Genomic DNA, 22,672 nt, shown 5'->3' on the forward strand with positions numbered 1-22,672 from the left:
TTTAAGAGTTAATGGTAATGCGGATTTTAAAGCTACGCAATTTACAAAGCTCACATAACGCGCGCACATTGGCACAGCTATTGGCTTTTGTTCTATACATTGCGATTATTGCAATCGTAATGTGTTTCCACGAACCTTGGTTTGACGAAGCTCAAAGCTGGCTGATTGCGCGCGATTCGCCAATCGCAAGCATTTTTAGCATTAGAACGCATTACGAAGGTCACCCTCCTTTTTGGAATCTTTTACTTGCAATTGCAGCCAAAAATGGCGTTCCATACGAGTTTGGAATTAAGGGAACTCAGCTGATTTGTGCAAGCTTACTTGGCGCGTGGCTTATTTTTAAATCGCCTTTTAAGCACACAAGTAGCCTTGTAACTTTTCTTATTCCGTTTACTTATTTTGTTTGCTTCCAGTACGGAGTTACATCGCGACCATACGCTTTGCTTTGCTTAAGCTTGCTAGTAGCGGCACATTACTGGAATAGCGCAGATTCTAAGACTTCTAGCGCTTGCAAACTTGCGATTAGTCTTATGTTTATGTGCCTGCTTAGCGTGTATGGAATCGCGTTTGCTGCAGGATTTACAATTGCTTGGATTTGGCGAGTTTTTAGCAAAAATATCAGCGAAGCCTGTAGCAAAGCATGTAACAAAACTCTTAATTTTAGTGCCATTTTTCACGCGATTAAAGCAACAATCTCATCAAATTTGGCGCGACTTATATCTTGGGGATTAATCGCCATTTTTGGCGTTGCAAACCTTGCTCTTGCATGGCCCGCAAAAAATGCGTTCGCCACTCGCGCAACTATTGATGGCAATTCAACAATCGCAAAATGCTTCGCTTTTATATTTGTAATGCCTTCCGAAAGCATGTTTACAAGCTTTTATGGCGATATTTCAATGCGAAGAATGCCTTTTGACTTTTTGCCAATTGCAATATGCACGCTGTTTAGCCTTGCGATTTGGGCATTTGCAATTAGAATCGCCAAGCGCAGAAAACTTCTTGCGGTTCTTGTAATCCCTTATCTCGTTCTTACAATCGTAGCTGTTCGCTATTTTACGCTTCACCACGCAGGTCTAATCTTTGTGTTTTTGCTTAGTGTGCTTTGGATAAGTCACATAAAAGAGCCGCTTAGCAGCAAAGATATTCCTGCGATTTTTGTTAAAATCGCCCCTACTAAATTCAGATTTATAAAAAACAAAGCTTTGAAAATCAACGTGCTAATTTCAATAATTCTTGCACCAAGCCTAATTTGGAACGCGTTTGCTTGCGTAAACGATATTCTGTTTGACTATTCGCCTTCTAGAGCTGTAGCGCAATACATATCTAGTAATCACTTGCAAAATAAGCGTTTTGTAGCATCTTGGCTCCATAATTACGAGCAGGTTGACGATAGTGGAAACGTTATTTCGCACGAAGAAGCCGACACTCACCAATATTCGTGGCTTTTAGTGGGCGCAAATCCTTATTTTTCTAAGAATCTTATAGACTGCGCTTACAAAAACAAGACTTTTATAACAAACGAAAGTTCTAGCGCAAAACAGCAAGAAAAAGAGTTGGCAGCGTGCGCTGCAAAAGGCGAGCCAGAGTTTTTTGTTAGCGAATCCAGCCAGCCGTGGTACTACTTCTTGGCATTAAACTACAACATTTCGCATTACAAAGCGCATGCTGTTTCCAACGTTAAAACGTCTTGGAAAGCTCTTGTTTGGGAAAGCACTGCCACTATTTACGAGCGCAAAGCACACATAAAATAGGCAAAAGCGGTTGTTTAGCAATCACTAAGCAGCCGATAAGCAACCACTAAATAATCGCTAAACAGCCGCTAAACAATCGCTACAGCAGCTCAATCTTTGGATGCTCGGCTCTAAACTCGTTTGTGTGCGAATCGCTAGCATACCCAAGCGCAAATCCAGTTAAAAGCTCCATGTTTTCTGGAACATCAAACTCCGCGTCTAGCGGATCTCGCCAAGTTGCCAAAACGCCAAGCGGGCAAGAGTCAACGCCTAAATCTTTAGCAGCAAGAAACAGCGTTTGCAACATAAGGCCAGCGTCCATTGCAGCAAACGGCATAAAGTCGCGTCTAGCTAAAACAAAGCCAATAACAGGCGCCCCAAAAGCCTCGAAATTTCTGCGCGTATGGGCGTTCCTGGCTGCAAAATCGTGCCTTTCGATTCCTAAATGCGAATATAACGCTAGACCGAGTTTAGCGCTTCGCTGCTTTAAGTCGCTAGGGTACGGCTTTGCAACAGGAACGTCGCCATTAGGCGCTGACTCTTGAGCAAACTGATCGCGCTCAGATTCACTCAAACTCTTATCTTTAGCTTTAAGCATTGCATTGCACTTATCTAAATAAGCTTTTACAATGTTGTCTTTTTTGCTGCCTTGCGCAATCGCAAGCGCATAAGCCCTTGTGTTACTCCAGCTTGGCGCAAGCGAAGCGGTGTGCAATATTGACTCTAAAACGTTTTGCTCAATCGGCTTGTTTAAAAAGTCGCGTGCAGAAAACCGCTCCGATGCAAGTTTGCCAAAATCTTTGTAAGTCATGGTATCAGTTTACCAGAAACCGAATGGGTCAAAAATGCCGCCGTCGTCGGAATCGTCGTCTCCGCCTCTAGGAAGCTGATCCAAAGGATCGTCGTCGTCATCCGAAGAATCGCCGCCGCTGCCCTTTTGGCTCTTATTCTGGGAAGAATCAGGCTTCTTGTTACCGCGCTTTCTTAGCGAGCGAGGGTCTTGGCGAGTTGCACCATTAACCGCAGCTTCTTCTTGGTTAAACTTAACAGTTAAGTTGACGGTTCCGTTTCCACGAACAACCGTTATTGTTGCTTTATCTCCCAAAGCGGTAGCGCGCACAAATCCAAGCAGCGAGTAGTTACTTGTAACAGACTTGCCATTAAACGCTACGATTGTATCTCCAGCACGCATTCCCGCCTTTGCAGCAGGAGCACCAGGCGTTACAGACGCCACTTGAGCGCCGCCACGCGTAATGTTATTTTGCGTTACATTTACGCTTTTAACCATGATTCCAAGAGCAACGTGCTTTACAGAACCGTTCTTAATAATCTCGTTTACTACGCGCTTAACAAGGTTAGAAGGAATAGCAAAGCCGATTCCAATAGAGCCTGCCGTGCCGCCTCGTGCAGAAGTTGCTGCAATAGACGAGTTAATACCAATCACTTTCCCAGAAGCGTCGAAAGTTGGGCCGCCAGAATTACCTGGATTAATTGCGGCATCAATTTGCACAGCATTTGTAACGATTTCCGAACGACTTTGATCGTCCATAACAGAAACTGGGCGATTAAGCGCAGAAACAATGCCTGTTGTAGCAGTATCGTCGTATCCAAGCGGATTTCCGATTGCCATTATTGGCTGGCCGACTGCGAGCGCGTCCGAATCCGCAAAATCAACTGGCTTTATGCTGCTAGGCAAACCGTCTACTTTAAGCACAGCCAAATCAGTTGTTTTATCTGTTCCAACAAGCTTAGCCTTGTAAATCTGGCCGTTAGAAAGCGTTACTTGAAGCTGTTGCATGCCAGCAATAACGTGGTTGTTTGTAACAACGTGACCCTGCTTGTCGATTATTGCACCCGAGCCTTTGCTCATGTTTTTGCTGTTGCGCGCCTGAATAGACACAACGCCGCCAGAAACGTTTTTAGCAACCGAGCGCCAATCGGGAGACTGACCGCCTTTTACTACGGCTGTTCCTTTTGAAGGACTTTGCGCACCCACATCTGCAAGTGTTCCCGCGCCTGGAATAGGAATCAAGCCTTGAGTAAGAACAAACGCCATTACAACAACGCACACAATTGCAGAAATAATGGACGACACAATTGCCACCATTATTGTTGAGTTTTCTTTATATTCCGCCTTAAACCCGCGCTTTTTATAAACCACATTTGGAGTTTGGCTTAGCATTTGGCCTGGCGCTTGATTTAGCGCTTGATTTGGCGCTTCAGCAGGCTGACTTTCCGCGCTATTATCCGCGCTATTGTCATCGATACTATCCACACTACTATCTGCGCTATTGTCATCGCTTAAATCGTAAGGATTGCCGAATCTAGTTCGCTTTTGCTCGCCATTTGTATTATATGGATCGCCATATGGCAAAAATGGGTTATCTAAACCGTTTCCGTATTCTGAATTTGCATAATCACGGCTATTTGCGCTATTCGCTACACTTGCACCATTCGCGCCAATTTGCTCTTGATTTTGCAACGATTCGACAGAATGATTAGAATCACAGCTATTTTTATTTGCATCACCATTATTTGCATCACTCGCGTCTACAGGGCCATACGCTCCGTATTCTGGAGCTGGTCTATAAATCTGCTCTGGCTCCACATGATTTTCCTGCGCGCTCGTTGGCTCCGATTGGCCTTGTGAAGCATTGCCATTATGCTCTTCACTAGAATCGTAGGCCTTAGAATCGTAAATATCGTCAGCCATTAATCCTCCTTAAATCTTTTACAAAGCATACTCTAATCTGATTACACAAATTCATACAAGCTAATATGCAATTAATGTGCAATTTTTACACAATTTTGCGCTTACAATACGAGTTAAACGTGCCGCTCTTAAAATTACCTGAATATTTAGTAGTATAAATGCCGTATAAATACCACATATAACCCATAAATTAGCTAACTATTTTTATAAAAATTATAAAAACACGTAAAATTTAACGAACGGCTGCTTGCGACTTTTCCGCGCGCAATGCCGCAACTTATGCGCGTATCGTCATGCCTTCTAATAGAGTAAAAGGTATGACTAATCTTATTGAACACCCACGCGGAGCAGAGCCTGGTAAGCCGGGAGATCGCAGCGAATTCTCGTTTACAACAAAAACACGTTTAGAAAATGCGGCAGACGGCAAGGGAAAAGATGGAGCCAGATACGGCCGCACTGGCGTGATTCGCACGCCTCATGGAGATATTTGCACGCCTGCGTTTGTGCCAGTTGCAACACAAGGTGCAATGAAGGCCGTGCTACCAGAATCAATCAAAGACTTGGGCGGCCAATGCATGCTTTCTAACGCATTCCACTTGTATGAGCGCCCTGGCGAAGACATTTTAGACGAAGCTGGCGGTCTTGCAAAGTTTATGAACTGGGATGGTCCAACTTTTACGGATTCTGGCGGATTCCAAGTGCTTTCGCTTGGAGCGGGATTCAAAAAGACGCTTGCAATGGACGTTACTGGCATGAAGTCCGACGACGTAATCGCAGCTGGCAAAGAGCGCATGGCATTCGTTGACGAAGATGGCGTTACTTTTAAGTCTCCTCTAAACGGCTCGATTCACCGATTCAGCGCAGAAATCTCAATGGGGATTCAGCACAAGCTTGGAGCGGATATTATGTTTGCTTTCGACGAGCTTACAACGCTTATGAACACTCGCCGCTACCAGGAGGAGTCTGTTGAGCGCACTTTCCGATGGGCTAAGCGTTGCGTTGAAGAACACAAGCGATTGACCGAGGCGCGATTAGGAAAGCCGTATCAGGCTTTGTATGGCGTTGTTCAAGGCGCAAATTACGAGGATTTGCGTAGGCGCGCGGCGCAGCAGATTGCTTCGCTCGACTTTGACGGCGTTGGAATTGGCGGAGCGATTGAAAAGCGCATTATTGGAGATACTTGCGCTTGGATTTGCGATGCTATGCCAGAAAATCGCCCTCGCCACGTGCTTGGAATCGCAGCAGTTGACGACATTTTTGCTTGCGTAGAAAACGGAGGCGATACGTTTGATTGCGTTGCCCCTGCGCGATGCGGCAGAAACGGCGCGATTTTTACCCGCCACGGACGCTACAACGTAAAGCGCGCGGAATTTAAGCACGACCAGGGGCCACTTGAAGCTGGCTGCGATTGCTACACTTGCACGCATTATTCGCGCATGTATGTTAGCCATTTGCTGCGCGCTAAAGAGATGAACGGATACACGCTTGCTACTATTCACAACGAGCGATTCTTTGTTAAACTTCTAGACGACATTCGCGCGTCGATTGACGGCGGTTACTTTGAAGAATTCAGAGATGAATCGTTAGCCCATTATTATGAGAATGGGTCTCGCGCGAATCGACTTGCATGAGCGCTTTGACTGAGCTTGAAATTGCATAACGCATTTCAAGCTCCTTCAAAGCGTGATTTGGCTCAAATGTAAAGTCCAGTGGACTTTACATGCCAAATCAGCCGAACGGCTACTAATAGCCGTGAGGAATAGCGTAGCGCGCGAATGCACTTCGATTCGCTGAGCCGCTCAAACGTAAAGTCCAGTGGACTTTACGTGCGGCGAAGACGCTCGCGCGCTTAGACCGCGCGAGCGAAACATCTCATTCAGGGCGAAAAATCTCGAATCTCTACCTTGCTGAGTGATGCCATTTGATCAAATTGCATAAACACACAAGTGTCAATATTTGCTAAAAGAGCGCAAATATGGTAGCTTTGTGGTTTGTATGCGAACGTGGCGGAATGGTAGACGCGCTGTCTTCAGGTGGCAGTGAGTGTATGCTCATGCGGGTTCAAGTCCCGCCGTTCGCACTCTTTAAGAACGTTGATTTTTCAACGTTCTTTCTTGTTTTATAGCATCATTTTGCAACGTAATGTGCAACAATTGTGCATTTGATTAAAAATATGTGATAGACTAAATAGTGAACGTCATAAGACGTCAGACGTGTTAAAACATAGCGGTTTTAATTTTTACGGTCATGGAGGACTAAAATGGAACGTCGTTCAACGAAGACGACGAGCCTTATTGAAGATATCGCGGATATCGAGGGTTCGACGCATACGCGATTTAGCCATGCCACAATAAAAATTACACCATCTAGCGAAATCAAAGAATATAGCGAAAACACATCGAGCATCAATCGTAAAGATAAAAACGATGGAATAAATCAGAACGAAGGAATAATAAGGTTCAAATTTGTAGCAAATACGGATTGTGATTTATTGCATATTAAGCCAGCACAAAAATCACCAGCAACCGCACTACAAGAGGACGCAACTCCAATAATAAAAATAAGTATTAAAGAAGATGCTCCACTACTTGTTGCGCAAAATCTTTTAGAAGATAGCGCCGACGCAAACGGTGCGAAAGAAATTGCGCTACACATGGAAGATGCGCTAGGCGCATGCGATGGGCGCGAACACGATTTTGCAATAACGTACGGCAGTTTTGGAAGCCGATTCTATTTAGACGGATACCAATGCTTTGCGAGCGCAACGAATCTTGGGCCGCAAAGAGTGAGCGAAAAAGCGGCCGAAGTGTGTGCAGCGCAGGCAGAATCTTCGCAAATCTACGACTTTTACTACTCAAACCACTTGCCAAATCCAGAAGAAATCGCAAATTCGGCCACACAGGCACAGCCAGACATATGGTTTGCAGGACCTACGATTTGCGCAAGAGACATAAAACGCGTATCTTGCAAGTCGAGCGGAACTTTGCACATTCAATTTAGATTGCGAGGCCCTGGCCAACACGGAGTGCTTTTTGCTGCTGGAACTGCTGGAACTGCTGGAACAAAAACTAATCTAGAATCTAGCGAAAAAATAAGCGTGTATGCAGGGCCAGAAGGCATAAAAATCACGCTAATCGACGACGAAACGTGCGTAAAAAGCGTAATCGAAGCAGCCGCAAGCGTGGACGACGGAGAATGGCACAACTTGATTATTCGCGCAAATCGCGGAGCAACCGACATTTACGTAGACGGATACAGCCAGTCGCACAACATAGGACAATTCTGGTTTGCAAACATACCAGAATTAGACGCCGTAAGCATTGGCGAAGACTTGCGCGGAGTGCGATTAATGGGCGAAGCTAGAACAGGCGGAATCTACTTTAGCGCACTAACCGAAGGCCAAATCCAAAGAATATCAAGAGTAAAGCCACTTGTAACAACTGCACTATTTGACACGGGATATGCGGGCTCTCGCAGCTACAGAATACCGTCGCTTGTAAAAACGCACATGGGAACGCTAATCGCAGGAGCAGACCAGCGAACTAGCGTTTCAAACGACGCTCCAAACCACATAAACTTTGTGATTCGCAGGTCTACAGACGGCGGAAAAACGTGGGATCCTTTGCAAACGGTGATCGACATGCCTGGCAAAAACCTTGGAAAGCTAGGCGCTAGCGCAATCGACTCCTGCCCTGTTTTAGACCCAGAAGGCAAAAGCGAAAGAATTAACGTATTAATCGACATTAATCCTGGCGGAATTGGGCTAACAAATTGCAAAACCGATGTAGGCGTAGACGAATGCGGAAGAATCAAGCTTATAGACCGCTTAGGCGGCAAGTACGCGGCGGCAATGGACGCAAGTGCGGCCGTAAAATTGCCATGCAATTCTAGCGAAAAAGAATGCGCAACAAAGTGGCTAGTTTTCCCAGACGGAAGTATAAAAAATAGCGATTTGAATGACGATTTGAATGACGATTCAAAAATCAACTCGCACAGTAACCAAACTTGCGACTGTTCCACGTGGAACATATGGAAATCGCCAGAAATTGCAAGCGAAAGTCAGCCATTATTTGCCGAAAAAACGTGTTATATAGCGCAAATCTATTCGGACGACGACGGCAAAACATGGAGCGCGCCACGCTTAATCGACCACATGGTTAAGGAGCCGTGGATGAGCTTTGCGGGAGTGTGCCCAGGGAACGGAATTGTTATTAGACAAAACGAGAAACATTACGGCAGAATACTCGTGCCATTCTATTGCAGCGGCCAAAGCAAATCGCACTATTCTTCGGGAGCACTTATTTCGGATGACGACGGCAAAACGTGGAGCCGAGGCAAAATGATTAACGAAGGGCGATTAATCAACGGAAAAATCGTAGACCCTGAAACAATACAAGACGACGATGCAACAAGCTCCGAAACCGTGTTTGTTGAACGCAAAAATGGCGATATTCTAGCATTCTTCCGCAATCAAAATCGTTCGGGATGCGTAGGCAAAGCCATTAGTCACGATTGTGGAGAAACGTGGAGCGAGCTGATTTTTGACACAAGCTTGCCCGAAATATTCAGCCAGCCGAGCGCAACCTGCTTTAGCAGCGAAAACGATGGAAACGCACAAAACGCCGACTGCATAGCGTTTGCAAACGCAAGCCAAATGATGCCATACCGCGGTCGCGGAGTTGTGCGATTTAGCTACGACGGCGGAAAAACATGGGCAAAAAGCGTGTGCATAAACCCGTTCCATCACGTTTATCAATGCCTTAGCTCTAGCAATAAACGAACTTTGCAACTAATGTGGGAAAGAGAGACTACTGGAATTTATATAACAACAATAGATTCCTCGCTTTGGCAGCAAGATAGTTTGCACACAGGTTTCAAAAACAAAGTACACACAAACAAAGTACACAAAAACAAAAAAATGGAAGATATAAAAGAGAGAAGACTCAAGCGAACTGAAAGGAGCCAAAATGGAAGAGACATTTAGCAGCCGCGAAGACGATGAGATGACAACACTAGACCGCTTATCGTTATTGCAAGCAAGCTCTAACTCCGCTCCAATCGCAGCAAGAAAGCGCTGCGATGAAACAATGGACGCAATCAGATCGCTTATTTTAAGAGAACGCTTGCAACCAAAAGACATGCTGCCAACTGAGCCAATGCTATGCAATTTGATTGGCGCATCAAGGTCATCAGTGCGCGAGGCGATTCGCAAGCTGGAAGCACTTAACATTGTGGAAGTTAAGCAAGGAAAAGGCATGTTTGTTGGCTCGCTATCTTTGGACCCAATGGTGGAAACACTCGCTTTTCGATCCTTAATCTCCATTAATAAGAATTTTGAAGACTTGAATAATGTTGTAGAAATGCGAAAATTCCTAGACCTTGGATGCGCGGATAAGGTGGTTGAGTCACTTAAGGGAACGCAGCATCCAGAGCTGGAAGCGCTTTCGGAAATAATGACTAAAGAAGCGCATGCTGGAAAAACGTTCTTGGAACAAGACATTGCTTTCCACACGGGCATTTTGCGCGCGGTAAACAATACGATTGCAGAGCAATTCGTGCGATGCTTGTGGCTTGTGCATATGGCTGTTTTGCCACAATTGGGGCTGGAAGTTTCGGACGAGCTTGAAAAAACCGCTAGAGCGCACGAGCTTATGCTAAAAACGGCTATTGCGGGAGACGCAGACGGATATAGGCAAGCTGTAAACGACCATTACGAGCCTATTCAGTCGATTTTGCTCAATAGACTGCAAAAGCACTAAATAAATGGAAGAACCGCTCCCTAACTAAACGAGAGCGGTTCTTTCATCTTCAATGGTGATGCCTGAGTACTACAGCATCACGATTAATCGCAACGATACGATTTACGTTACGAAATTTTATGGCCGTCGCACCAAACGTGCTCAACCGCCAAAGTTCCTGGATTAAGCAAAAGCAAATCGGCTGCATACCCCTTTTCAACTAAGCCCAAAGGAGCACTAGTTATAGCATTCGGCTTATCTACTCCAAGCGCGCGAGCAGGAACAATAGTCGCAGCAGCAATCGCCTCTGGCAATCCGATTCCAAGCTCTTTAACAGCGCGCTTAATAGCAACTTCTAGGATCAAAGTAGATCCCGCAATAGCGCCATTAGAAACAAGCCTTGCATGGCCGCCCGTAACAGTAACGTCTAAAGCGCCAAGCTTATAAGCGCCATCTGCGCATCCCGTTGCAGCCATAGCATCCGTTACAAACGCAATCCTTCCAACCGCTGCCTTAAACGCCATTCGCAAAACTGGGTTTTCAACGTGGAAGCCGTCGTTAATAAGCTCAATCGTTACGCGCGAATCCTCCAAGGCTGCAGGAATTGGGCCTGGCTTGCGGTGATGAATGCCGTTCATAGCGTTAAACATGTGAGTCATAAGCGTAGAGCCAGCGTTAAAAGCTGCGCGCGCTGTTTGATAATCCGCATCGCAATGCCCCACTGCTGGAATCACTCCAGCTTCTACAAAACGCTTAATAGCTTCCATGCCGTGCGCGCGCTCTGGAGCCAAAGTAATCTGGCGCAAAGTGCCATCCGCCGCCTCAAGCAGCGCCTCAACGCGCTCGGGAGTAGGGTCCACTAGGCAATTAGGGTCGTGCGCGCCTTTTCTAGAAAGCGCCAAGAACGGACCCTCCAAGTGAGACCCAAGCACATCTGGTCGCGTTTGCATAACACGCTTAACAGTACGCAAATTCTCTTGCATTACGTCGAGAGGATTTGTAATCAAGCTAAGAACTTGCCTAGTTGTTCCGTGAAGCATGTGATACGCGCGTGCAATGGCAATCCCTTCGGCGCCGTCGTCAAACGAATGCTCCCAGGCACCGTGGGCGTGCAAATCAATGTAGCCTGGCGCAGCAAAGCAGCCGCGCCCGTCTACAACACTTAAGTCAGATGCGCGCAATCCGCAAGCATTAATCGCAAGCGCAAGGTCTTCGTCTAAAATGCCAGTTTCTAGAATCACGCCATCTTTAACCAAAATCCAAGCGTTAGGAACAATTCCGCGCGCGTCTACAACACTCACGTTGCGCACTACAAAATTGCGTCCCTCACTTGATTTTAGTGAATCATCAATCTTATTTACGGCATCTAAATATGCATTTTTTGACATTTCACTCACCTACATTGTGCTTTTGAAGTTTGTGCTTTTGAATACGTTACTTAATTTTAGACTTGAGTATCAGATTCCCTGCCAAGATGGCTTATTTGCGTACACCCAGCGATAGTAGTCAGCAAGCTTAAGTTTGCTTGCTGCGTCTTCGTCTACAATCACAGTTGCGTGCGGATGCATTTGAAGCGCGGAAGCTGGGCATAGCGAGCTTACTCCGCCTTCTAACGTTGCTGCCACTGCGTCTGCCTTATTTGAGCCAAACGCAAGAAGAACAAGATGCTTAGCGCGCAAAATCGTTCCAATTCCTTGCGTTATGCAATGAGTTGGAACTTGGTTAATATCTCCGTCGAAGAATCTGCGATTATCTACGCGAGTCTGCTCGGTTAGTGTTTTAACGCGCGTTCCAGACGCAAGCGAAGAGCCTGGCTCATTGAATCCAACGTGGCCATCGGAGCCAATTCCCAAGATTTGCACGTCTATTCCACCAGCGGCCGCAATAGCAGCATCGTAGTCTGCTCCAGCGTGCGCGATCTTGCTGCCTTCGCTTAATGGAGCTCCGTTAAGAACATCTCCTGGAACGTGCACTAAATCTGGGTTTAGGCCGATTAAGTCTGTTACGGTTCTGCGAATTGTGCTGTGGTAAGACTGCTCGTGCTCTAATGGCAATCCAATGTATTCGTCAAGTGCAAATCCGCGCACGCGACTTACGTCAACATTATCTTCTTTAACAAGCTTTGCAAGATGCTCGTAGGCCTTTAATGGGCTAGATCCCGTAGCTAAGCCAAGCACTGCGTCTGGCTTGCGACTTATCAAATCTACAACTGCTTTTGCGTAAAGCTCGCCAGCTTCATCTTGATCTTTTACAATAATAACTTCTGCCATCTTTGCTTCTCCTTTAAAGCTTTAATTAGCATAATTAGCAATTTTTAAGCAACATTAATCAGTAATTATTAGCAATTATTAGCATTGCGGCATACGAATTAACGCACACCGCAACGCTATTTACTTACTATGCACCATCGGTAAAAGGCTATTAGATTATTTGATTTTTTACTTAAGACACACGCTTAAGACGTTACTTTGTGGAATCGCTCACTTCTTGCGGAGTCTTTGCCAAAGTCAAGCCAACTTCCTTAAGAACGCCAGCCACAGCTTCAACGTTTTCTCCCTTAAGTGGGCAAACTGGATCTGGCATCTGATTTGTGTCAAACACGCCGAGCAACGCCATTGCGGTCTTAAACGCTCCAACGCCAGCGCCAAAGCCAGCCACTCCGCTAGGAACAGTAACAATTCGCATCAAAGCAGCAAGCCAATCCTGCTCCTTCTTAACCGTTGCCCAATCGCCAGCCTGAGCAGCCTTCCACATGCGCACGTAACCAGTGGCCTCAACGTTTGCAAGTCCTGGAACAGAACCGTCTGCGCCAGCCATGTATGCGCCATCAACAACAACCTCTTGACCCGTAAGCAAAGTCAATGGGTGACCAGCCTTATTGTTGTCGTCTACAAGGAACCTGAACGACACGTCGTCGTTGGAAGAATCCTTAACGCCTGCAAGCACGCCATCTTTACCAAGCTTTACAAGCAAACCACCTGGAAGCTTTGTGTGCACGCAAACTGGAATATCGTAAGCAAACAGAGGCAAATCTGGAACAGCTTCGTGAATAAGACGGAAGTGGCGCTCAACTTCTGCCATGCCGCCGAGTGCGTAGAATGGCGCTGTTGCAACGATTGCAGATGCTCCAAGCTCCTTGGCTTCTTTTGCGTGCTCAATAACGCGGTTTGTTTCCGTATCGATGCAGCCAACCAGCACTGGCACGCGGCCGTCAACAATGCGCATTACGGTTTCAATGATTTCGCGGCGGCGCTTATCTGTGCTAAATGCCACTTCGCCAGAAGATCCAAGTGTAAACAGGCCATCTACGCCTGCCTCAATCATGCGGTTAAGTGAACGCTCAAAGCTAACAACGTCTACTTCGCCGTCTGCCGTTAATGGCGTAACTACTGGTGGAATAACACCGTGGAATTTTTCTGTCATGATTAAACTTCTTTCGTATTTTTTATTATTTATGACTTATTGATTTATGACTTATGACTTTAGATTTTGCAATTAATGGGCGGCCTGCATGGATTTACTGCAAGGTCTTAACAGACCGCCCGCGCATTCAAGCTAGCGACTAACGACTAACGACTAGCGCTTGCTCGCACTGCTCACACTACTTGCACTCTTCTTCCGTTGGGTGCAAAAGCGAAGGAGCTGCGCCCATCAAAATCTTTGTGTACGCATCCTGCGGATTGTTAATCACTTGGTGAGTTTCGCCGCGCTCAACAATCGTTCCGTGATTCATAACAACAACTTCGTCGGATATGTATCGGATTGTTTGAATATCGTGGCTAATAAACACCATTGAAAGATTCAGTTTCTTCTTTAAGTCGGAAAGAAGATTCAAAATCTGAGCACGCACAGAAACATCCAAAGCGGAAGTTGGCTCATCTGCGATTATTGCATCTGGATTAAGCGAAAGCGCACGAGCGATTGCCACGCGCTGACGCTGGCCGCCAGAAAGCTGACCTGGCAAAGCGCCAAGAACAGAATGAGGCAAACCAACCATTCGGATTAGCTCCTTGGCTCTAGCATCGCGCTCAGCTTTGCTTCCAATCTTGTGCACAACAAGCGGGTCAATCAACTGATCAATCACACTCATGCGCGCATTCAAAGCCATTGCTGGATCCTGGAACACAACGGAAACCACGCGTCCAATATCCATGCGCTCTTTTGCAGTTCTATGCGTAACGTCTTGACCTTTGAACAAAACCTTGCCGCTTGTTACTTGCTGAAGACCGCACATAATGTTTGCAGTAGTAGACTTTCCGCAACCAGATTCGCCAACAATACCAATCGTCTTGCCTGGCATAAGCTTAAGATTCACCTTGTTTACGGCCGTAATCTTGTTCTTATGGAATAAGCCAGATCCTGCTCGAGTAGTGAACACCACTTCGGCGTCGCGCAGCTCGATGATTGGAACATCGCCATTTTCGCTTTGAGTTTTGTTTGTTTCGTTAACATTCATGTTCATCGCACATCTCCTTTATCGGAGTTGGTCAAAATTGCGGAAGGCACATCCGATTCTGGCTCTGGAGGCGCAGCGTAGAAGTGCCACGTTCCTGGAATGCGCTTCATTACTGGGCGCACGTCAAGTCCTTGATCTGGATGAGAAGAACGCGGAGCAAATCGATCTCCCTTAGGGAAGTCGGATGGGCTTGGAACCGTTCCTGGAACCTGGTGCAATCTTGGAGCACCAGCCTCAATGGAAGTTACGGAGCCAAGCAAGCCGCGCGTGTACTCATGATGTGGATCGGTGAGGATTTCCTTAGTGGAGCCTTGCTCAACAACCTGGCCTGCGTACATTACGGTAATCGAGTGCGCAACCTTTGCAACAAGAGCCAAATCGTGGCTTACAAACACCATTGCGAATCCAAGCTTTTCGCGCAATTCGTTAAGAAGGTCAATTACCTGCTTTTGAACAGTAACGTCCAAAGCGGTTGTTGGCTCATCTGCGATTATCAACTTTGGATCTCGCGTAAGTGCCATTGCAATCAACACGCGCTGACGCTGGCCGCCAGAAAGCTCGTGCGGGTAGGATTCAAGCGTACGCTTTGGATCCAAGCCTACAAGCTCCAGCAACTCTTCGGCGCTACGAGTACCACCTCTAGAAGTTAGCTGCTTCATCTGCGCTTTAATAAGCATTGATGGGTTTAAGGAAGACAACGCGTCTTGGTAAACCATTGCAATCTCGTGACCGCGCAAAGCATTGTGCTCCTTTGGGCTAAGCTTTACAAGATCCTTGCCATTAAAGAGGATTTGTCCACTAATCTTAGCTTTTGGATCAAGCAAGCCCATAATCGCAAGCGAAGTGATTGACTTACCGCAACCAGATTCGCCAACCAAGCCCATTGTTTCGCCTGGGCGAACAGAGAAGCTCAAGTGATCCACAACGTTTACGCTGCCGTAGCGTGGGAACTGAATGCACAAGTCTTTAACCTCAATAACTGGAGGCTCCGTAGACGTTGGTTGCAAGCGATCCGTACGCTTTAACTCGGCCTCGCGAAGCTTTGCCAAAGACTCAACCAAAGCGTCGTGCTGCTCCTTGTAAGCTGCCACTGGGTCAGTAAGAATCCTGTCTTCCTTGCGAGCCGCATCCGCATCTGCAGCAGTCTTAGCTACTGGAGCGGTTGGAGCTGCAACCATTGCATCCGTAATTCCCTCAGAAAGAATGTTAAGGCACAAAACGGTAATCATGATTGCTAAGCCTGGGAACAGTGCCTGCCACCAGTATCCAAAGATAACGCCCGCTTTAGCAGAAGACAAAATGTTGCCCCATGTTGGAGTTGGCTCTGGAATACCAGCGTTGATAAAGCTAAGAGAAGCCTCGAACACGATTGCGTCTGCAACAGAAAGCGTTGTGAACACCATAACTGGAGCTGCAATATTACGCGTTACATGCTTGAGCAAAATCCAAGGTGCGCGAGCGCCAGAAACGATTACTGCACGCACGTAGTCTTTTCCATATTCGCTTATTATATTTGCTCGCACAATTCTTGCGATTTGTGGAACGTAAAGCACACCAATGGAAATGATGATACCAATCATGGATTGTCCAAGAATTGCAAGGCACACAGCCGCTAATGCGATTCCTGGGATAGACATTACTATATCAATCAATCGCATTATAAGCTCAGATATCCAAGTGCGGCTCACAGCTGCGATTGCGCCGATTATTGCGCCCATTACCAAAGCAAAGAGCACAGACGACAAGCCGATTACCAGCGAGTAGCGAGCGCCGTACATAACGCGCGAGAACACGTCTCTACCAAGGTTATCGGTGCCAAACCAGTGCGCTCCTGTTGGCGGCTGATAGTTTTGCGTAATCTTTACTGGGTCGCATGGCGCTAGGAATCGCGCGAATACTGCGCAGAACGCCAATATTGCAATCACAATAAGCGAGATCTTAGAGCCTAAGCTCATGCTCTTAAATCTGTTAAATTTGATGCCTGGCTTAGATGCGGCATCTACTACCTGACTTTTTCCAAATAGCATGTCACACCGTCCTAATTCTTGGGTTGATTAGCACGTAAAGCAAATCAACAATAATGTTTATAAAGATGAATGCGATTGCAACAACCAAAACAACGCCTTGCACAAGCATTGGCTGGTTGCCATTAATGCCGTCGAACATTGCGGTACCCATTCCTGGTAGTGCAAAAATAACTTCGATAACGATTGCACCACCCATAAGGTAACCAATCTTCATGCCAAGAGTTGTGATTGGTGTAATCAAAGCGTTGCGGAACACGTTCCTAGCAACAACCACGCTCTTTGGAATACCTGCGCCGATTGCGGTTCGCACATAATCCTTATCCAATTCTTCTACCATAGAGGTTCGTATGATTCGTGTAAGCTGACCTGCTACTGGAAGACCTAGTGCGAAGCAAGGCATTGCCATTCTTGCAATATACGCTTCTGGATCTTCAAAGAACGGCACAAAATCGCCAGATCCTGGGAGCCATGCGAGCTTGATTTGCAAGACGTAAATCAAAAGAACGCCAAGCCAGAAGGATGGAGTTGCGATTGCAATAATCGAAAGCACGCGAACCGTTTGGTCAACCCAAGTATCGCGGTAAAGCGCTGCAAAAACGCCAAAGATTACTGCAAAGACTATTGCGATTAACAAGCCAATGAAGGTTAGTTGCAAGGTGATTGGGAAGGCGTCCGCCACTCGCTGAGCTACGGAATCCTTGTTTACACCATAAACACCCATGTTTCCTTGGAAGAGTCCAACTATGTAGGACCCAAACTGCTCCCACCATGGCCTGTCGTAGCCCATTTCGTGGCGGAAGGCTGCCAGAGCTGCTGGAGACGAGTTTTCGCCTAATGCTGCAACTGCTGGATCGTATTTAGAAAATGACATAAGGAAGAATACGAGGAACGTAACACCGAATGCCATGAACGGCAGGGCGATTAGTCGCCTACCTAAAAGTCTAAGAAAATTACTCATAAGACATCCACACATCCATTGAAGAAAATTATTATTTTTGCATAACAAAACCGACCCATCTGCACAAAGGCGAGAAAGGTAAACAGTTGGGTCGGTTTTGCGGTTAGAGGTTAGGGAAAATGAAGTTTGTTACTTTGACTTGCACCTACTTTGTTAGCTTTGCTTTTACAAGGTTGATGCCAGTGGAGCCGATTGCATTCCACTCAGCCAATGCGCCCTTCTTTACAGCGGTCGTAGTCTTGCGGTGGAAGAGTGGGTACAGAGGCACTTCGTCGCTAATCAAATCGAAGCACTGGTTCCAATACTTCTGGCGTTCTGCTGGCTTGGATGCTTCAAGAGCTTCGTCCATAAGCTTGTGGAGCTTTGCGTATCCTTCGGAGCTCTTCCAGAATGTGCGCTGACGGGTCCAAGCGTTGTCGCCGTACCACCAACTCATAAGCAAGTCTGGGTCGTTGCCGAACACGGATGGATCGCCTGGAGCAAGAACCATGGAGTAGTTTGCGTCGTCGCGGTCGGTAATCTGTGGGTAAAGTGCAGAAGACTTCATGGACTTGATCTCTACATCCATACCAATCTCTGCAAGATCGTTCTTGATTTGTGGAGCAAGCTGAGTAATCCAAGTGTGGTCCGTTGTGTAAAGAGTGAACTTTAGTGGGCCATTTACGCCAGCTTCCTTAAGCAAGCTCTTTGCCTTAGCAATGTTCTTGGTGTAAACGTTCTTTGCCTTGTGGTAATTTGCGTAGTTCTTTGGCAAGAAGCTTGTTGCTGCCTCGCCCTGGCCGCTCATCTGATTTGTAATCAGCTTGTTTACGTCAATCGCGTAAAGAACTGCTTGGCGAACTCGCTTGTCATCGAATGGCTTCTGCTTTGTGTTGAACATAACGAATGGAAGAGTAAAGCCCTGTGCGGTCTTAAGCTCGGAACCAGACGCCTTCAAAGTGTTGAATGCCTGTGCTGGAACCATTTCCATTACGTCGGTCTTGCCGCCCTGCATTGCGGTTACACGAGCAGTATCGTCAACGGTTACATTCCAAACCATCTTCTTGGTCTGTGCCTTGTACTTGCCGTTGTAAAGATCGTTGCGCTCAAACTTTACTTGGTTATCTGTAATCGAAACGTACTTCCATGGGCCAGATCCGATTGGCATATTCTTAAGATCTGCATCAGACTTTGCAGATGGAACAATCTGAATCAAAGCAAGGCGCTGCTTGAACAGTGGGAACGCCTTCTTTAGCTTAAAGATTACGTGACGATTGTCTTTTGCTTCTACAGAGTCAATAAAGTCGAGCATAGAGATGTAAAGGCTGCCCTTTGCGGTTGTGCGCTTAAAGGAAGACACTACGTCTGCCGCTGTTACTTCCGTTCCGTCCGAGAACTTAGCAGCATCGCGAATTGTTACTTCGTATTCAGTATCGGAAATCTTCTTTGGCTCACCCTTTGCAAGAGCGTTGAAAACCTTAAAGTTGCTGTAATCAAGAGCGTAAAGTGGCTCTGTAACGTGCCAGTTTGCTGCCATTGGCAACGCGCCAGAGGTTGTAGACGGCGCAAAATCGCGGCTTGCGTATGCAACCTGTGCGGTAATCGTGTCTTTAACAGCAGTCTTTGCTTTTGCTGCCTTGTGGGATTTAGCTCCACCGCAGCCAGAAAGCATCATTAATGCGGCCACACCAGCGGCGATTGCCGCGGTTAGCTTCGAGTTAATTCGTGCCATATTTTCTCCTCACCATTGAGTTTGGGTTTTTTGCATTTCGTCTTCGAATGCGAAAACATATTAAATTATAGCGCGTGCGTTATTTTCACGTTACTTCAAACATAAGAGGTCTGATGTCTGATGTCAAGTTATGCGTGTGTCGAATTTGTGAAAATTTTGATTATTTTTTGAAGTACAAAAAATCAGAACAAAATCGCACATAATCGACACACATATAACCACTATTTTTATTTATTTGTTACTTACGCACGCTCGGCGAATCTGCGGAAGCTTGCGACTTTTCCTTAACGCACTCAACCGCATCCGCCTGCCAACTCGCCACCTACAACTTTGCTGCAAACCAGCGCGTAATCGACGTTGGGTGCGTAATCGCAGTTCCAACAACAGCAGCCCAAGCGCCCATTTGCATAACCTTATGCAACTGATCTGGAGTGTGAATACGCCCTTCGCAAATAATTGGATAATCTGGGAAAGCTTGCAAAATCTGGCCTAAAAGCTCAAAATCTGGGCCGTCCGTTTTTGGCCTTCCAGGCGAAGTGCCAGCCAAAGTGGTAGATATAATATCTGTTCCACAATCCGCCGCGCGCTTGGCATCATCGAAGTTGCCGCAATCGGCCATAACAACTATGCCTTCGTCGTGCAGCGCGCGAACAGTTTGCTCGTAAGTCAATCCATCTGGGCGTGGCCTATCGGTTGCGTCAATCGCAATAATATCTGCTCCGGCAGCAGCACAGCAGCGTGCATGGCGCAAAGTCGGAGTTATATAAACACCTTCGTGACCATCTTTCCAAATGCCGATTACAGGAACATCAACCTGCCCTTTAATCGCGGAAATATCCGACAACCCCTGGCATCTAATGCCAACAGCACCGCCTTCTACGGCCGCCATTGCCATTTGCGCCATTGTTTCTGGGTGTCTTAGCGGCTCTCCAGGGTATGCCTGGCAGCTAACGACTAAGCCGCCCTTGATTTTTTCAATCACAGGATTCATATAGATTCCTCCTTTTTTCAAATATGACTAAACTAAACAAAATTAAACGCAATCAAATGCGATTAAACGCGATTTGAGTGAACAGCAAAAGCCGCACCAATCAAAGGAGCAGATCCACCAAGCTTGCCCTTAACAATCGGCGTGCTTTTAATCAACGTTAATGCAGAATCTTCAAACCCAGCACGCATAGCATTCCACCAAATATCGCCAGCTTCTACAACAGACCCAGAAAGCACAATCACATCTGGATCTATAAGATTCGCCATTCCTGCAACGCACTGCCCCAAGGCCTTGCCGCTTCTAACAAGCGTTTCTTTAGCGTGCGCATCCTGCCCAGAATTCGCGCGCACACAAACCTCGTAGCCGTTTTTTGCAGGCTCGGTGCCTTGCGGAAGATTGCTGTTGTAAAGAGTGGCAAGTCCAGTTCCAGAGGCAACTGGCTCAATATGACCCGCATGCGCTCCGCAAGAGCAGTCAAAGCCAACTCCCAAATCACTAACAACGTGGCCAGCGTGTCCTGCAACTCCGTGCGCGCCCGTAAACAGTTTGCCGTTTACAATAATCGCGCCACCAATTCCAGTGCCTATGCCAACAGAGAACACAATCGATTTTCCGCGGCCTGCTCCGTATATCGCCTCTCCAAGGCCGTGACCACCAACATCGCCAATCATATAAACTGGCAAATCGGTTACGCGCTTAAATGCGTCGTAAATTCGCTGACCTCTCCAACCTGGCAAAATGTCTGTAGCTGCTACAATTTCGCCAGTTTTGCTATTTGGCACTCCTGCAGCTGCTATTCCAATTCCGCTGATTTTTTTGCCACTTTTCGCCGCATCTTCCAATATTTGCTTTGCGCGAGCTACTAGGCGATTCTTTATATCTTCTCCGCCTTTTGCAGCTTCGGTTGGCATAGAGCCATAGTCTTCTACTGTTGGAGACGCACAATCTGCGCTTTCTTTACCAACGCTAGACCCTGAAGATTCTAAAGGCTCTGGCAAAGTCACCAATCCGTACGCGATTTTTGTTCCGCCTATGTCAAAAGCAAGATACATAGAGCGATAATCTTTTACTTCGTCCATAACAATTTCCGTTTTCTTTCTTGCGTTTGCGACCTTATTTTTACTGTTTACTCGACTTTACCTATTCACTCACCCTGCGCAGCGACCACAGCATCATGAATGCGCGCCAAATACCCCAAGCGCTCTTCAACGCTCGCGTCTTGCGGAACGCACACTTTTGCGCCCAAATAGTCGATTGCGTAATCGTCTTTTAGCGCCTCACGAGTGGTTTCTTGAATTTCTTTAGACGTCATTAACGAAGTCGGCTCATCTGGGTTCATTGGCAAGTGGCCATCAATCCACTCGTATCCGTATTGTGTTGCATCTGGACCAGCTCCCGAGAACATTAATCCTTGCAGAACGCCAGCCTGCCTTGCAGCTCGCACGTGCTCCACTGCCGCTTGAGCATTTCGCTCTTCTACAACGCTTCTTCCCCAGTTGACTGTGATTCCAACTCCAGCATCTTTTGCAATTTGAATCTCTTCTTCTAGAGGCAGGAATCCTTTTTCTGGATTTTGGCTTTCAATATATCTATCGCAATGCTCAATCACTAGCTTTGCTCCACACCAATCGAGCTGCGCGAGTTCTTCTAACGACTTTTTCATTGCATCCGCCTGAGCTAAACGAGTTGGCGCTGTGTGGATTTCTACATGAGATATATCGCAGCTATCTCTAATGTCTACAACGTTTGCGATTGCTTCGCGAATATCCTTAAAGAAAGCCAGCGCGCGATGCCTGCCTTCTTCACTTGGGCTTGCAAGTCCAAATTCTGGGTCTGGGTCAAAGTTTATGTGACGCATTGTTCCTGGAATTGCCGTAATCGTATTTGCATGCCAATGCGATGGTATTGCGCTTGCTAGCCACGCGCGATTTTTTGGATCTGCCAAATCTCCTGGGTATGGAATCTCCGTTCCGTCAATCCAGCTTTGCTTACCCAACAAATCGTAGTATTTTTCTTGATCCTCGCGAGTTTTTGGCAACGATGCGTATGCGCCTACAACAAATTTAGCTTTCAGCATGATATCCTCCTTGAAATCGTAGCTGATTTGTATTCTGATTTGTCTTTCGACTTATCTTTCGATTTGTCTTTTGATTCGTAGATTACACCAATATCACTACAATTCGTCAGACGTCTGATAAATCTTTGTACTTGCGACTAAATTGTTTTCAAACTAAAGCAGCTTTTGTAAAAACATTAAATTTGATAAATTTGTAAGGTTGAGTCAAATTTATTGAATTGCTCTCAATAAGACTTTCCAAATCGTCAAAATAAAACTGTATAAAGTAAGG

General features: G+C 46.5%; 16 protein-coding genes and 1 tRNA gene. 5 read left to right on the forward strand and 12 right to left on the reverse strand.

Annotated elements, in window-relative coordinates; translation table 11 throughout:
* The first annotated feature begins 17 nt into the window (after window positions 1–17).
* On the forward strand, window positions 18–1,751 hold the full coding sequence (locus NYP69_RS04345) for an ABC transporter ATP-binding protein (RefSeq protein WP_128813910.1): 1,734 nt from the start codon (window positions 18–20) through the stop codon (window positions 1,749–1,751).
* Window positions 1,752–1,830: 79 nt separating this feature from the next.
* Here the strand turns inward: NYP69_RS04345 and NYP69_RS04350 are convergent, their stop codons facing one another.
* Together NYP69_RS04350 and NYP69_RS04355 are read right to left on the reverse strand one after the other, a co-directional pair.
* Window positions 1,831–2,541, reverse strand: a complete 711-nt coding sequence (locus NYP69_RS04350; protein WP_473412971.1) for a nitroreductase family protein — start codon at window positions 2,539–2,541, stop codon at window positions 1,831–1,833.
* A gap of 9 nt (window positions 2,542–2,550) precedes the next feature.
* On the reverse strand, window positions 2,551–4,443 hold the full coding sequence (locus tag NYP69_RS04355; protein WP_473412972.1) for a S1C family serine protease: 1,893 nt from the start codon (window positions 4,441–4,443) through the stop codon (window positions 2,551–2,553).
* Window positions 4,444–4,736: 293 nt separating this feature from the next.
* Between NYP69_RS04355 and tgt the strand changes: the two genes are divergently transcribed.
* From tgt to NYP69_RS04375, 4 genes are all read left to right on the forward strand, one after another.
* Window positions 4,737–6,074, forward strand: a complete 1,338-nt coding sequence (tgt, locus tag NYP69_RS04360) for a tRNA guanosine(34) transglycosylase Tgt (RefSeq protein ID WP_473412973.1) — start codon at window positions 4,737–4,739, stop codon at window positions 6,072–6,074.
* A gap of 366 nt (window positions 6,075–6,440) precedes the next feature.
* Window positions 6,441–6,523: transfer RNA gene (locus NYP69_RS04365), tRNA-Leu, on the forward strand.
* 180 nt (window positions 6,524–6,703) lie between these two features.
* Complete coding sequence (locus NYP69_RS04370; RefSeq protein ID WP_473412974.1) at window positions 6,704–9,427, forward strand: sialidase family protein; 2,724 nt, start codon at window positions 6,704–6,706, stop codon at window positions 9,425–9,427.
* The gene (locus tag NYP69_RS04375; protein WP_016636256.1) at window positions 9,411–10,202 is read left to right on the forward strand and encodes a FadR/GntR family transcriptional regulator; all 792 of its coding nucleotides are present in this window, start codon (window positions 9,411–9,413) and stop codon (window positions 10,200–10,202) included. The genes NYP69_RS04370 and NYP69_RS04375 overlap by 17 nt, the downstream gene beginning before the upstream one ends.
* 107 nt (window positions 10,203–10,309) lie before the next feature.
* On the opposite strand, the gene nagA is transcribed toward NYP69_RS04375, so the two are convergent.
* From nagA to NYP69_RS04425, 10 genes are all read right to left on the reverse strand, one after another.
* Window positions 10,310–11,569: an N-acetylglucosamine-6-phosphate deacetylase gene (nagA, locus tag NYP69_RS04380; protein WP_473412975.1), complete on the reverse strand. Its 1,260-nt coding sequence runs from the start codon at window positions 11,567–11,569 to the stop codon at window positions 10,310–10,312.
* Between the two features lie 69 nt (window positions 11,570–11,638).
* Window positions 11,639–12,451: a glucosamine-6-phosphate deaminase gene (gene nagB, locus NYP69_RS04385; RefSeq protein ID WP_473412976.1), complete on the reverse strand. Its 813-nt coding sequence runs from the start codon at window positions 12,449–12,451 to the stop codon at window positions 11,639–11,641.
* Between the two features lie 193 nt (window positions 12,452–12,644).
* On the reverse strand, window positions 12,645–13,604 hold the full coding sequence (locus NYP69_RS04390; protein ID WP_421778714.1) for a dihydrodipicolinate synthase family protein: 960 nt from the start codon (window positions 13,602–13,604) through the stop codon (window positions 12,645–12,647).
* A gap of 178 nt (window positions 13,605–13,782) precedes the next feature.
* The gene (locus NYP69_RS04395) at window positions 13,783–14,643 is read right to left on the reverse strand and encodes an ABC transporter ATP-binding protein (protein WP_016635891.1); all 861 of its coding nucleotides are present in this window, start codon (window positions 14,641–14,643) and stop codon (window positions 13,783–13,785) included.
* Complete coding sequence (locus NYP69_RS04400; RefSeq protein WP_004132421.1) at window positions 14,640–16,664, reverse strand: dipeptide/oligopeptide/nickel ABC transporter permease/ATP-binding protein; 2,025 nt, start codon at window positions 16,662–16,664, stop codon at window positions 14,640–14,642. The genes NYP69_RS04395 and NYP69_RS04400 overlap by 4 nt, the downstream gene beginning before the upstream one ends.
* A 1-nt stretch (window position 16,665) precedes the next feature.
* Window positions 16,666–17,571, reverse strand: a complete 906-nt coding sequence (locus NYP69_RS04405; protein ID WP_004131261.1) for an ABC transporter permease — start codon at window positions 17,569–17,571, stop codon at window positions 16,666–16,668.
* A gap of 196 nt (window positions 17,572–17,767) precedes the next feature.
* On the reverse strand, window positions 17,768–19,333 hold the full coding sequence (locus NYP69_RS04410; RefSeq protein WP_473412977.1) for an ABC transporter substrate-binding protein: 1,566 nt from the start codon (window positions 19,331–19,333) through the stop codon (window positions 17,768–17,770).
* A gap of 322 nt (window positions 19,334–19,655) precedes the next feature.
* Window positions 19,656–20,324, reverse strand: coding sequence for an N-acetylmannosamine-6-phosphate 2-epimerase (locus NYP69_RS04415; protein ID WP_004131256.1), 669 nt, complete (start codon window positions 20,322–20,324; stop codon window positions 19,656–19,658).
* Between the two features lie 62 nt (window positions 20,325–20,386).
* The gene (locus NYP69_RS04420; RefSeq protein ID WP_473412978.1) at window positions 20,387–21,403 is read right to left on the reverse strand and encodes an ROK family protein; all 1,017 of its coding nucleotides are present in this window, start codon (window positions 21,401–21,403) and stop codon (window positions 20,387–20,389) included.
* A 65-nt stretch (window positions 21,404–21,468) separates the two neighbouring features.
* Complete coding sequence (locus NYP69_RS04425; protein WP_004131251.1) at window positions 21,469–22,401, reverse strand: DUF4862 family protein; 933 nt, start codon at window positions 22,399–22,401, stop codon at window positions 21,469–21,471.
* Window positions 22,402–22,672 lie beyond the last annotated feature (271 nt).

The sequence above is a fragment of the Gardnerella sp. c17Ua_118 genome, assembly GCF_055804255.1.

Excerpts from the sequence above, each read along its gene's own strand:
- NYP69_RS04425 (WP_004131251.1), bottom strand. The coding sequence starts at position 22,401 with ATGCTGAAAGCTAAATTTGTTGTAGGCGCATACGCATCGTTGCCAAAA.
- NYP69_RS04370 (WP_473412974.1), top strand. The coding sequence starts at position 6,704 with ATGGAACGTCGTTCAACGAAGACGACGAGCCTTATTGAAGATATCGCG.
- NYP69_RS04400 (WP_004132421.1), bottom strand. The coding sequence starts at position 16,664 with ATGCTATTTGGAAAAAGTCAGGTAGTAGATGCCGCATCTAAGCCAGGC.
- nagA (WP_473412975.1), bottom strand. The coding sequence starts at position 11,569 with ATGTCAAAAAATGCATATTTAGATGCCGTAAATAAGATTGATGATTCA.
- NYP69_RS04395 (WP_016635891.1), bottom strand. The coding sequence starts at position 14,643 with ATGAACATGAATGTTAACGAAACAAACAAAACTCAAAGCGAAAATGGC.
- NYP69_RS04415 (WP_004131256.1), bottom strand. The coding sequence starts at position 20,324 with ATGAATCCTGTGATTGAAAAAATCAAGGGCGGCTTAGTCGTTAGCTGC.
- NYP69_RS04420 (WP_473412978.1), bottom strand. The coding sequence starts at position 21,403 with ATGGACGAAGTAAAAGATTATCGCTCTATGTATCTTGCTTTTGACATA.
- nagB (WP_473412976.1), bottom strand. The coding sequence starts at position 12,451 with ATGGCAGAAGTTATTATTGTAAAAGATCAAGATGAAGCTGGCGAGCTT.
- NYP69_RS04410 (WP_473412977.1), bottom strand. The coding sequence starts at position 19,333 with ATGGCACGAATTAACTCGAAGCTAACCGCGGCAATCGCCGCTGGTGTG.
- NYP69_RS04350 (WP_473412971.1), bottom strand. The coding sequence starts at position 2,541 with ATGACTTACAAAGATTTTGGCAAACTTGCATCGGAGCGGTTTTCTGCA.
- NYP69_RS04375 (WP_016636256.1), top strand. The coding sequence starts at position 9,411 with ATGGAAGAGACATTTAGCAGCCGCGAAGACGATGAGATGACAACACTA.
- NYP69_RS04345 (WP_128813910.1), top strand. The coding sequence starts at position 18 with ATGCGGATTTTAAAGCTACGCAATTTACAAAGCTCACATAACGCGCGC.
- NYP69_RS04355 (WP_473412972.1), bottom strand. The coding sequence starts at position 4,443 with ATGGCTGACGATATTTACGATTCTAAGGCCTACGATTCTAGTGAAGAG.
- NYP69_RS04405 (WP_004131261.1), bottom strand. The coding sequence starts at position 17,571 with ATGGCATTCGGTGTTACGTTCCTCGTATTCTTCCTTATGTCATTTTCT.
- tgt (WP_473412973.1), top strand. The coding sequence starts at position 4,737 with ATGCCTTCTAATAGAGTAAAAGGTATGACTAATCTTATTGAACACCCA.
- NYP69_RS04390 (WP_421778714.1), bottom strand. The coding sequence starts at position 13,604 with ATGACAGAAAAATTCCACGGTGTTATTCCACCAGTAGTTACGCCATTA.